Origin of the sequence: Micrococcus lylae NBRC 15355, from assembly GCF_001570885.1 — a bacterium.
Lineage (GTDB): Bacteria > Actinomycetota > Actinomycetes > Actinomycetales > Micrococcaceae > Micrococcus > Micrococcus lylae.
In genome coordinates, this window is the sequence record NZ_BCSN01000008.1 from 1 (window position 1) to 12,111 (window position 12,111).

At 71.6% G+C, this 12,111-nt stretch carries 9 protein-coding genes and 1 riboswitch; of the genes, 3 read left to right on the plus strand and 6 right to left on the minus strand.

The window, feature by feature from the left end:
- The coding region (locus MLY01S_RS03125) for a type I restriction-modification enzyme R subunit C-terminal domain-containing protein (protein WP_303621055.1) at window positions 1-922 on the plus strand (922 nt) is incomplete at its 5' end.
- A gap of 40 nt (window positions 923-962) precedes the next feature.
- Here the strand turns inward: MLY01S_RS03125 and hutG are convergent.
- From hutG to MLY01S_RS03150, 5 genes are all read right to left on the minus strand, one after another.
- Window positions 963-2,003 (minus strand): formimidoylglutamase, encoded by a 1,041-nt coding sequence (gene hutG / locus MLY01S_RS03130; RefSeq protein WP_067189235.1) that lies wholly within the window; start codon window positions 2,001-2,003, stop codon window positions 963-965.
- A 53-nt stretch (window positions 2,004-2,056) separates the two neighbouring features.
- A complete protein-coding gene (locus MLY01S_RS03135; protein WP_067189237.1) occupies window positions 2,057-2,572 on the minus strand; it encodes a CoA-binding protein in 516 nt (171 codons plus the stop codon).
- Window positions 2,569-3,984 (minus strand): O-acetylhomoserine aminocarboxypropyltransferase/cysteine synthase family protein, encoded by a 1,416-nt coding sequence (locus MLY01S_RS03140; protein WP_245232114.1) that lies wholly within the window; start codon window positions 3,982-3,984, stop codon window positions 2,569-2,571. Before MLY01S_RS03140 ends, MLY01S_RS03135 begins: the two co-directional genes overlap by 4 nt.
- 396 nt (window positions 3,985-4,380) lie before the next feature.
- Window positions 4,381-5,199, minus strand: coding sequence for a DUF1648 domain-containing protein (locus MLY01S_RS03145; RefSeq protein ID WP_067189239.1), 819 nt, complete (start codon window positions 5,197-5,199; stop codon window positions 4,381-4,383).
- Between the two features lie 442 nt (window positions 5,200-5,641).
- Window positions 5,642-7,129 (minus strand): MDR family MFS transporter, encoded by a 1,488-nt coding sequence (locus MLY01S_RS03150; RefSeq protein ID WP_067189241.1) that lies wholly within the window; start codon window positions 7,127-7,129, stop codon window positions 5,642-5,644.
- 249 nt (window positions 7,130-7,378) lie between these two features.
- On the opposite strand from MLY01S_RS03150, the gene MLY01S_RS03155 reads away from it, so the two are divergent.
- Window positions 7,379-8,278, plus strand: a complete 900-nt coding sequence (locus MLY01S_RS03155) for a siderophore-interacting protein (protein ID WP_082739588.1) — start codon at window positions 7,379-7,381, stop codon at window positions 8,276-8,278.
- 362 nt (window positions 8,279-8,640) lie between these two features.
- Window positions 8,641-9,366, plus strand: a complete 726-nt coding sequence (locus MLY01S_RS03160) for a hypothetical protein (RefSeq protein WP_067189243.1) — start codon at window positions 8,641-8,643, stop codon at window positions 9,364-9,366.
- 151 nt (window positions 9,367-9,517) lie between these two features.
- On the opposite strand, the gene MLY01S_RS03165 is transcribed toward MLY01S_RS03160, so the two are convergent.
- Complete coding sequence (locus MLY01S_RS03165) at window positions 9,518-11,710, minus strand: AMP-binding protein (protein ID WP_082739590.1); 2,193 nt, start codon at window positions 11,708-11,710, stop codon at window positions 9,518-9,520.
- Between the two features lie 296 nt (window positions 11,711-12,006).
- Window positions 12,007-12,111: riboswitch (SAM riboswitch) on the plus strand.

Here is a 12,111-nt window from a genome sequence, read left to right on the forward strand (position 1 = left end):
GGAGGCGGAACGGGCCCGGAACCTGGCCGGACTGGTCACGGGGCTCCCGGGGGAGGACGTGGACGCCAAGCGCTTCGACCTGCTGATTGTGCGCCGCCAGCTCGCACAGCTGACGGGCGACGCCGGCACGGCCGAGCGCATCCGGTCCACCGTGCAGTCCCTGGCCGAGAACCTGCTCTCCAAGGACGCGATCCCCTCGGTGCGGGAACAGCTCGTGCTCCTGGAGGCGGTGGCCGGTGACGAATGGTGGGAGGACGTCACCCTGGGCATGCTCGAACACGCCCGGAAGAAGCTGCGCGGGCTCATCCAGTTCATCGAGAAGACACGGCGCTCCCTCGTGTACACGGACTTCGCCGACACCCTCACGGAGATGGAGCACGTGGAGATCCAGGCGGCGACGCCCGGCGTGGACGTCGCACGGTTCTGGGCGAAGGTCACGGAGCCGCTGCGCCGCGACGAGGACACCCTCGCCCTGCAGAAGCTGCGCCGAGGGGAACAGCTGACCGAACTGGACCTGGACTCCTTGGAGGACCTGCTCCGCCGTCACGGGGCCGACGACACCCTGCTCCAGGAGGCGAAGTCCGAGGCCGAGGGGCAGCTGGGCCTGTTCGTGCGGAAGTTGGTGGGCCTGGACCGCAGCGCCGCGCAGGGCGTGGTCGCGGACTTCCACCAGGGCCAGACCCTCACGCAGACGCAGATCCGGTTCCTCGGCCACGTGGTGGAGGAGCTGACCGCCAACGGGGTGATGGACGCCGGGCGGCTCTTTGAGTCCCCCTACACGGACGACGTGGCCGACGGCCCCCTAGGGCTGTTCGAGGAGGCCCAGGTCTTCGCGTTGCGCGACCGCTTGGAACAGGTGCGCCAGGCCGCGATGGTGGGCGGGCCGTCCGGTGATGCCGCTCAGGAGAACGTGGTCGCCTGACCTGCCCCCCTGGCACCCGCGCCAGCCCCGCCTTCCGCGCTCAGGCCAGCAGCGATGCGTCCGTCCGGTGCCGGCTGACGATCGTGTGGATCAGCCGGGCCGCGGCCTTCGCCGTGCGGCCGTCCACGTCCAGGGCGGGGTTGAGCTCCACGACGTCGGCCAGGGCCAGCTTCCCGGACTGGGTGGCCTCCAGCGTGCACGCGTGGATCACCTCGTACGGCACACCGAAGCCGGCCGGTGCGCTCACCCCCGGGGCGACGGCAGCCGGCAGCACATCCAGGTCGATCGTCAGGTAGAGCACGTCCACCGCGTCGATGAACGAGCGCACCCAGCGGCGGACGCCGGTGGCGTCGGCGGTCTGGGCCTGCTCGTCGGTCACCCACGTGACCCCGTGCTCGCGCGCGGTGTCGAACAGGACACGGGTGTTGTTGGCCTCGCTGATGCCCACCACCGCGTAGGAGAGCTGATGCTCCGCCGCCTCGGCGTCCCGCAGCGCCTGCAGGAACGGGGTGCCGGAGCTGGGCCGCGGCGCCTCGCGCAGGTCGAAGTGCGCGTCCAGGTTGAGGATGCCCACGCGGGTGCCCGCACCCACGCGCGTGGACCCGGTCAGGCCCGTGATCGAGGCGTAGGCGGTCTCGTGTCCGCCGCCGAGCACCACGGCCAAATCGTGCGCGTTCAGCAGCCCGCTGACCACCGTGCCCAGCTCGGCCTGGCCCGCCTCGAGCTCGCCCGGGGCGTCGTCGTCGCCGCGGTCCACGGACACGTCGCCCGCGTCCACGAGCGCGCCCGTGCCCTCGAGGTACGCGAGCGAGGCGAGCGCGCCGCGCAGCGCCTCCGGGCCGTCCTCGGCGCCCACGCGGCCGTGGTTCCGGCGCACGCCCTCGTCCGAGGCGAAGCCGACGAGCGCCGTGGACCGCGCGCCCGACGTCGGGGCGCCGGCGCCGGGGTGGCGCTGCGTCGTCGTGGCCTCACCGCGGCCGTCGGCGGGGCGGACCACCTGGTGCCAGCGCAGGTGCTCGGGGGTCTCACCGTCGGTGCGGCCGGTCCAGGCGGGGGAGAGGGAGGAGGACGCAGAAGTCATGACTCCATCCCACGCCCCGGGACCCCTCGCGGGCAAGTCCGGGCCGCTCCGGCTCACCGGTCGATCGTCTGCCGCTTCGAGCTGATCACTCCGGTCACGAACCCGGCCAGGTTGAGGCCGCCGTGGAAGCGGGCGTGCTCGATCTTCACGCAGCGGTCCATCACGATGTCCAGGCCGAGCTCCTCGGCCAGGTGCGCGGCGTCCTCGTTCCAGATGCCCAGCTGCAGCCAGACGGTCCTCGCACCGGCGGCGTGGGCCTCGCGGACGATCTCCGGGGCGTCGGAGGCCTTGCGGAACACCTCCACGAGGTCCGGCTGCACGGGCAGGTCCGCCAGGGAGGCGTAGACCTCGTGGCCCAGGATCGTCTTCCCGGCCTCGGCCAGCACCGGGTTCACGAAGTACACGTCGAACGTCGTGGAGCTCAACAGGTAGGTGGCCACGAAGTACGAGGCGCGCGCGGGCTTGTCCGAGGCGCCCACGATCGCGATGCTGCGCGTACGGCGCAGGATCGCCAGCCGTTCCGGGGCCGTGGGGCCGGTCCAAGTGCGTTCGGGGATGACGGTGCTCATCTCAGGCCTCCTTCTTCAGTGCCGTTGCCGGCGGTCTTCTCCGGCTTCCCGACGACGGCCGCGTCCGTTCCCGGAGCCGGCTCGCCGTCGCGTGTGGTGCCGGTGGCGGCGGTGAGCGCCTGGTCCAGGTCCCAGAGGATGTCCTCGACGTCCTCGATGCCCACCGAGAGGCGGATGAGGTCCTCGGGGACGCCGCCGGCGATCAGCTGCTCGGCGGTGAGCTGCTGGTGGGTGGTGGAGGCCGGGTGCAGCACGAGGGTCTTGGCGTCGCCGATGTTGGCCAGGTGGCTGGCCAGCTGCAGGTTCGCGATGAACTCCGCGCCGGCCTCGCGCCCGCCGCGGTGCTCGCCGCCGGCCACGCCGAAGCTGAACACCGAGCCGACGCCACGGGGCAGCAGCGTCCGGGCCCGTTCGTGGTGCGGGTGCGAGGGAAGACCGGCGTAGCGGACCCAGCTCACACGCGGGTCCTCGTCCAGCCAGGCGGCCACCTGCTGCGCGTTGGCCAGGTGGGCGTCCATGCGCTGGGCCAGGGTCTCCACACCGATCAGCAGCTGGAACGCCGACTGCGGGGCCAGGGACGGACCGAAGTCCCGCAGCTGCTCCGAGCGCAGCTTGGTGAGGAAGCCGTACTCACCGAAGTTCCCCCACCAGGAGACGTTCCCGTAGGAGGGAACCGGATCGGTCATCTGCGGGAACTTCCCGTTGTCCCACGGGAAGGCGCCGGACTCCACGACCACGCCGCCGAGGGTGGTGCCGTGGCCGCCCAGGAACTTGGTGGCCGAGTGGATGACGATGTCCGCTCCGTGCTCGATCGGCCGGATCAGGTACGGGGGAGTGAGGGTCGCGTCCACCACGAGCGGGATGCCGTGCCGGTGCGCGACCTCCGCCAGACCCGGCAGGTCCACGATGTCCCCGGAGGGGTTGGCGACGATCTCGGTGTAGACGGCCTTCGTGTTGGGCTGGAGGACGGCCTCGAAGTCCGCGGCCTCGGAGGAGTCCACGAAGGTGGTCTCCACACCGAAGCGGCGCAGCGAGACGTCCAGCTGGGTGACGGTGCCGCCGTAGAGCTTGGAGGAGGCCGCGATGTGGTCCCCGGCGCCGCAGAGGGCGGCGAAGGTGATGAACTCCGCGGCCATGCCGGAGGCGGTGGCCACCGCGCCGATGCCGCCCTCGAGCGTCGCGATGCGCTCCTCGAACGCCGCGACGGTCGGGTTGCCGATGCGCGAGTAGATGTTGCCGTACTTCTGCAGCGCGAACAGGTTCGCCGCGTCGTCCGCGGACTCGAACACGAAGGAGCTGCTCTGGTGGATCGGCACCGCACGGGAGCCGTGCACGGCGTCGGGGACGGCGCCGGCGTGCAGCGCCTTCGTGCGGAACCCGAACTCGTGCGGGGCGGGGCGGGGGTCTGCCACGGGGATCCTTCCGGTCGTCGGCCACAGGCACGGGCGACGGACGCGCGGCGGGGAGGCGGCCGTCGTCGTGGTGTCCATGGTGCGCCCGGCCCAGGGGGCTCGGCAGGCCGGAAGGTCGTGCGAGGTCACGCAGGGGCGGCCGGGCCCCGCAGCCTGCGCGGCTGCGGGGCCCGGGAGGGGGTCCTGGACAGGCGGACGCCCCGGTGCCGACCGCGCGAGGGGGTACGCATGGTGGTCGACGCCGGGGCGTCCGCTTTTCAGTTGTCCATCATCACTCGCACCTTGATGAGGCGTCTACGACGCTAGGCGGTCACCCTTGAGGCTCTCGCAAACGAGCCTGGTCATTGCCTGGCGGTCCGGATGTCGAGTGATCTGCGTCTCAATTGTTGGAACCGCTCAGCCGGGCCAGGCAGTGATCCAGAGGACCGCCGGCAGGCCGACGGCGAACACCAGGACGAAGCCCCGGTAGAGGCGCCGACCGCCCGGAGAGCCGATGTTCACGGTGGTCCCCACTCCGTAGCCCTCGCGCTTGTTCACCACGATGTTCGGCTCATCCGGGTCGTTCATCATGCCGGTGGCGGTCCAGCGTTCCTCCTCCGCCCGCTCCTGGGCAGACGCATGGTGCCCCAGCTCGGTGGCGACGTCCTCGGACCAGCGGCGCCAGTGCCGCATGGACAGGGACAGGGCCGCGAACACGCCCACCATGACCACGGTGAAGACCAGGGGCATCAGCCACCAGGGCAGCCCGGCGGTGCGTCCGAGCAGGACGTGCACGGTGGTCGGGGCCGCGGCGAGCAGTATCAGCAGGCTGATCCAGCCCAGCGCGGAGACCATGCCGAAGTGCAGGCCGTGGCCGCGTACGCGCGCCCAGCCGGAGCGGTCCTGCGGGGTGGTGGACAGGGACGGGGCGAGGGCTGCGACGGCGGCCAGGGCGGCGGCGCTGCCCAGGCCGATGAGCGCTCCCTGGGCCACAGCGCCGAAGGACGTGCCCGCCCAGGCGTCCGGGGACCCGCTCGGGCCCCAGTGCGTCGGGATCTGCTCCGGCAGGCCCGGCAGGGCGAGGAACACCCACGCGACGAGGGCGAGGCCCAGGGCGGCGGTGACGACGAACGGCAGCCACGCCTTCGGCCTGGCCCTGCGGACGAGGCGACGCTCCTGCCTCTGGAGGCGGCCGTCGTCGGGGGAGCCGGGGGCGTGCGGCGGCTGGTGGGTCATCGGTAGAAGTCTCCCCTCGGGGCCGCGGCGCTGCGGCCGGATCTCATCGGGGCCTGGTCTCAACGGGCTGGTGGCCTACGAGTCTATCGAGGGGGGTCCATGAGGGCTGCGGAAGTTCCGCGCCTGTAGAGGTGCGGGGCCCGCAGAGGTGCCGCGCCTGCAGGGCGCGGTGCCTGCGCGCGGCCCGGCCCCGGACGTGCAGAGCCCCGGGCTCGGTCGCGTGAGGGGGACGCGTTGATGATCGAGGCCCGGGGCTTCTGCTGTTCAGTTGTGATTCATCACTCGCACCTTGATGAGGCGTGTTCCACGCTAGGGGGCGGCCCTGACCGGAGGCGCAGACGCCGCTGGGCGTTCTCTGGCCGTTGCGTTGCGCTTCGATCACATCGTGACGTGCGCCACGATCGGCTCGTGGCCACTGGGCTGTGCGGAGTGTCAGGCCGCGTCAGTGGGCGTCTGCGGCCTCGTTCGAGGAGCGCTTCACGAACCAGACGGCCACCACGTTGAGGCTGAACACGCAGGCGCCCGCCAGCAGGGCCAGGTGCACACCGTCCATGGTGGCGGCGACCTGGTCCGAGCCGCGGGCGGCGGACCCGGCCGTGCCCACGGTCAGCAGGGTGATGAACAGAGCGGTGCCGGCGGCCGCCGCCACCTGCTGGAGGGTGGACAGCAGCGCCGAACCGTGCGCGTAGAGGCGGCGTGGCAGAGAGGACAGGGCGGTGGTCATCAGCGGGGAGAACATCATGGACAGGCCCACGCTCATGACGATGTGCAGGGTGATCACGAACGCCGCCGTGGACTGCGGGGAGAGGAACGTGTAGCCCCAGAGCGCACCGGCGGCCAGCAGCGAGCCCGGGATGAGCAGGGGACGGGGCCCCACCCGGTCGTAGAGGTTGCCGACCACGTAGCCGAGGACGGCCATCGCGGCACCGCCGGGCAGCAGGGCCAGGCCGGATTCCTGAGTGGTCCAGCCGAGGACCTGCTGGAAGTACATCGGCAGCAGGATGATGACGCCGAACAGGGACATCATCGTCACGAGCATGCAGCACAGGGCCGTGGCATAGGTGGGCCGGGCGAGCGTGCGCAGGTCCAGCAGGGCGTCGTCCCCGAGGCGCACCTGCCGGTAGGCGAAGAACGCGAGGAACACGGCGCCGGCGGCGAGCGGGATCCATGGGGCGACCGGCGCGTGACCGCCGGCGGCCTCGCCGATGCTGGACAGGCCGAAGATCAGGCCGCCGAAGCCGAGCGCGCACAGCACGCCGGAGAAGCCGTCCAGGCGGATCTTCTCCGGCTCCGTGACGTTGCGGACCCACAGGGCGCCGGCCACCAGGGCGGCCAGGGCGATGGGGAACACGGCGCCGAACATCCAGCGCCACGTCAGGTGCTCCAGGATCACGCCGCCCACGGTGGGCCCGGCGGCCGGTGCGACTGCGATGACGATCGAGATGATGCCCATGACCCGGCCGCGACGGGAGACGGGGACCACGTTCAGCACGGTGGTCATCAGCAGCGGCATCATGATGGCCGTGCCGACGGCCTGGACGACGCGCCCGGCCAGCAGGACCGAGAACAGCGGGGCCAGGCCGGCCACCACGGTGCCGATCGTGAACGTGCTCATCGCGAAGACGAACACCTGCCGCACCGTGAACCGGTTCATCACCCACCCGGTGAACGGGATCACCACCGCCATGGTCAGCATGAAACCGGTGGACAGCCACTGTGCGGTGGCGGCGGAGACCGAGAACTCGGCCATCAGCCGCGGCAGTGCCACGGACATGATGGTCTCGTTGAGGATCACCACGAAGGCCGCGGACACGAGCAGGCCGATGAGGCGGCCGGTGCCGGGGGCGAGGGTGACGGGGACGGGGCCGGTGGGCAGGGAGTGGGCGGAGGACTGCGCGTCGGTGCCCGGCTGCGCCTGGCCGGCGGTCATGCGGCGACCCGCTGCTGAGGCAGGGCGGCCTGGAGGGTCTCGCCGGGGGCGCCGCCGGCATTCCAGGCGCGCACGAGTCCGGTCCGAGCGGTCATGGTCTGTTTCCCTTCCCGGTGGTTCACAGTGGGCGGTTGAAAGCCTCCGAGGATCTTAGTGGGGCACCGCCGCCTGGTGTCCGTTCGGCCGCACAGTGGATAAGGTGAGACAGACGTTTCGTATTCCCCGCCGATCCCCTGGAGGCAGCTTTCCGTGAAGAACGACGACGGCGCCCGCAACTCCGCCTCGACCGCCGCCCCCGCCGGGGGCGGCCGTCCGCCGCGACCGCAGACGGTGCTGGAGGTGGTCCGCACCGAGCAACTGACCCCCCACATGGTGCGCGTGGTGCTCGGCGGCGACGGGTTCGCCGCGTTCCACGAGCGCTGGGCCGCGAAGAGGGCGACCGACCAGTACATCAAGCTGCTGTTCGCCGATCCCGCGCTCAGGTTGGAACCGCCCTATGACATGGACGTGCTGCGGGAGCGGCTGGCCCCCGAGCAGATGCCCGTGCGCCGGACCTACACCGTCCGCGCGGTGGATGCACGGGCGCAGACGGTGGCCGTGGACTTCGTGGTGCACGGGGACGAGGGCCTGGCCGGCCCGTGGGCTGCGCAGGCGAAGCCGGGGGAGAAGGTCGCGTTCTTCGGGCCCGGCGGCGCCTACCGGCCGGACGAGGACGCGGACTGGCATGTGCTCGCCGGCGACGAGGCGGCACTGCCGGCTCTGGCCGCCGCGTGCGAGGACATGGCCGCACGGCTGCCGCAGGCGCGGGGCGTGGCACTGATCGAGGTGTCCGGAGAGCAGGACGAGCAGGAGTTCGCCGCGCCGGAGGGAGTCCAGGTCCGCTGGCTGCACCGCGGCGGGGACTTCAGCCCGCAGACCGCGCTCTGGGTGGACGCGCTCGAGGAGCTCGAGTTCGGGCCGGGCCGCGTGCAGGCGTTCGTCCACGGTGAGCGCGAGCAGGTGAAGCGGGCCCGGAGGCACCTGACCGACGTGCGTGGGCTGGACCGCAGGCAACTGTCCGTCTCCGCATACTGGGCCCACGGCCGTGCGGAGGAGGCGTTCCAGGCGGAGAAGCGCGAGCCGATCGGCAAGATCTTCGACGACGACTGACCCGCTGCCCCGTTCTCCCGTCCCCATCCCTGGTCTCACGCCCCCATCCCTGGCGTTTCTCCGCTCCGCCCACCCCTGGCGTTTCTCCGCTCCGCCCACCCCTGGCGTTTCTCCCCTCCGCCCACCCCTGGCGTTTTCGCTCGTGAAACGGGAAGGGGGCGCCTCCCACTTCACTAGCGAAGACGCTGCGGGGAGGGGTGGGGGCGTCTGGCCGGGGAAGGGTGGAGGCGTCCGGCCACGGTGCCGGTCCACGTTCGTCAGGGGTGGACGCGGGTGGAATCCGTTGTGATTTTATGGGGGAGCATAGAGTTCGGAGGCGGGCGTCCGGCCTTCCTCCACGATCATTGACGAGGGGACCGACCATGAAGAACCGTGTGTCCATCGCCGCCGGCATGTTCGCCGCCGGTAGCCTGCTGCTCACCGCCTGCGGCTCCGCGCCCACCCTGGATGAGGCCTGGCCGGAGGTTCGCAAGAACTTCGAGGAGGCCGAGAGCCTGCGTATCAACATGGAGGCTACCGGTGAGGAGGACGACAGCACGGGCACCGTCGACCTGGCCGGCGCCACGGACGACTCCCACATGAAGGGCACCATGAACATCCCCATGGGCGGAGACCCCGTGAACATGGAGGTCATGAGGCTGGACGGGGATGCGTACCTGAAGGTGAAGTCCGACGGCGAGGACAATGCCTTCACCGAGATGCTCGGCGACAAGTGGCTCAAGATGTCCGCCTCGGAGGCCGAGGGCATGGGCGAGTTCGCGATGTCCTCCTTGGTGGACCAGATGGTGGAGGACATGCCGAAGAGCGATCACTTCGACGGCCACGACATCGAGGCCGAAGAGGTCGAGATCGACGGTGAGAAGTACGACAAGTACGTGATCCCTGAGGATCTCCTTGAGAGCGAGGACGCCGGGGACGTCTACTACGTGGACCGTGATGACAACACGCTGTTCCGGGTGGAGGGCACGAAGACCGAGGACGGCGGCCAGGAAGCCGTCGTGACGTTCACCGACTGGAACGAGGTGGAGGCTCCGGAGGCGCCGGCAGAGGACGAGGTCGTCGACCAGTCCGATCTCATGAACCCCTGACACCCACCCGTGAGGGGAGGCCGGACGTTTCCGGCGCCTGTCTCCGGCGCCCCGCCGGACTCCCCACTCGTTTTCGCTCGCGAAACGGGAGGCGACGCCTCCCGTTTCGCGAGCGAAAACGTCTGGGGCGGGGGCGGAGGTCGTCAGAACCTCACCGGCGGGCGGCGACCGCCTTCTCGATCTCCGCCACGCACGGCTCGTTCTGCAGGCTCGTGGTGTCCCCGAGGGCGTCACCGGTGAACAGCTGCGTGAGCAGTCTCCGCATGATCTTGCCGGACCGGGTCTTCGGCACGTCCGGCACGAACACCACGTGCGCCGGCTTCGCCACCGGGCCGATCACCCGCGCCACGTGCCGCCGCAGCTGCTCGGCCTGCTCCGCGGTCTCCTCCGGGCGGCCGGCCACGGCGAACCGCTCGTGCGCCACCACGAAGGCCACCGCCGCATGCCCGGTCTTCGGATCCGGGACCGGGCACACCCCGGCCTCGATCACCTCCGGGTGTGCCACCAGCGCCGACTCGATCTCGATGGTGGACAGTCGGTGACCGGAGACGTTGATGACGTCGTCGATGCGCCCGAGGATCCACACGTCCGAGTCATCGTCCCGCTTGGCGCCGTCCCCGGCGAGGAACCAGCCCTGCCGCGCGTAGTCGGCCCAGTAGGAGTCGTAGAACCGCTGCGGGTTCCCCCACACGGTGCGGGCCATGGACGGGGAGGTCCGGGTGACCACGATCTTCCCCTGCAGGTGGGCGCCGACTGAGGTGCCGTCGTCGTCCACCACGTCCACGTCCACACCCGGCAGCGGGCGGGACCCGCAGCCGGGCTTGAAGACGGTGTCGGTCGGGCGCGGAGAGAGCACGGTGGAGCCGGTCTCGGACTGCCACCAGGTGTCCACCATCGGCACGCCGACGGAGCCGTCGCGGGGCACCGGCGCCCTACCCGCCGCGGCGGCCTGACCGTCCAGCCGGTCCAGCGCGTCCCGGCCGATCTGCGTGCGCGCCCACACCCAGGCCTCCGGGTTCACCGCCTCGCCGACGGTGCCGATCAGGCGGATCGAGGACAGGTCGTACTCCGCGGGCACGCCGTCCGGGTGCCAGCCCATCAGCGATCGGATCAGTGTGGGAGCCGTGTAGTAGCTGGTCACCCCGTAGCGCTGGATGACCTCGAAGTGCCGGCCCGGGTGCGGGGCGTTCGGCACGCCCTCGTAGATGACCTGGGTGACGCCGTTGCTCAGCGGCCCGTAGATCTCATAGGTGTGGGCGGTGACCCAGGCCAGGTCCGCGGTGCACCAGTGGACGTCGTCGTCGCGCCGTGCCGGGTCCGGGTGGGAGAACAGGAAGTCGTGCGTCCACGAGGCCGCGGCGAGGTACCCGCCGGAGGTGTGCACGAGCCCCTTCGGCTGCCCCGTGGTGCCGGAGGTGTACATGATGAACAGCGGGTGCTCTGCGTCGAAGGCGCGCGGGGTGTGGGTGTCCGGCTGGCGGTCCACGACGTCGTGCCACCACAGGTCCCGGCCCTCGGTCCACGGGATGTCCCGGTGGCCGGTGCGGTCCAGGACGAGGACGTGCTCGATCGCGTTGTCCCCGGACACGGCCTCGTCCGCGTTGGCCTTCACCGGCACGGCCGTGCCCCGGCGGAACTGGCCGTCCGTGGTGACCAGCAGCTTCGCCCCGGTGTCCTCGACGCGGAACCGCAGCGCCTCCGCCGAGAACCCGCCGAACACGAGCGAGTGCACGGCGCCGATCCGCGCGCACGCCAGCGTGATGACGATCGTCTCCACGAGCACGGGCAGGTACACGACGACGCGGTCGCCCGCCTCGATGCCCAGCTCCTCGAGGGCGTTCGCGGCCTGGGCGACCTCGCGCTGCAGCTGCGCGTAGGTGACGGCGCGGCGGTCGCCGGGCTCGCCCTCGAAGTACAGCGCCACCTTCTCCCCACGCCCGGCCTCCACGTGCCGGTCCACGCAGTTGTACGCCACGTTGAGCCGCCCGTCCGCGTACCAGCGGATCTGCGGGGCGGCCCCGGCGGCCGCGTCCGTGGGGACCGTGTCCGTCACCTGGGTGAAGTCCGTGTCCCAGGTCAGCCGGCGGCCCACCGCCTCCCAGAGGGCGAGTCGGTCGGATTCGGCGACGACGGCGCCGTCGCCCCGACCTCCATGGGCCCGTCCCGCGGGCCGTCCCGGGTGGATGTCCGGGTCCGCTGCGTCCACCAGGGACTGCGGCAGCGGACCGGGCAGCGTGGCCAGGGCGGCGGCGGGGACGCCGTCGTTCGGGCCGCGGACGGGATCCGGCGCGGGGAGGGCCGTCTCGGCGACGGTCGCGGCGGTGCCGGCTGCGGACACGGGCATGGGGTGTCTCCTTCCATCGGTCCTGGCGGGAGCACCCGCAGCCCGCGGGGAGGCGGACCCGGGTTGCTGCGGCGTCGAAGAGCCAGGTCTCTGGTGCCGCTCCGGATGGTGCGCGCGTCCACGGTAGGCCCGCGGTGTGCCGCAGACGCGGTGCCGGTCCGGCTGGTGGGCGTGGACGCGTTGCGCCAGGTCATCTGGGCGGCGCCGACGGACGACGCCCGTCCGGCGAGGGTGTCCATGACGGACGTGAGGCGGCTGCCTTCCGTGGCCGGGCGGGGCCGTGCTGTGCTGTGGCCGACCCATCCAGAGCGGCCGAGAGATCCGGATCGACGACGCCGCAGCAACCCCCTCATCCCTGCCCGGCAGGGTCGGGACGGTGCTACCGCCGGGACCGATGGAAA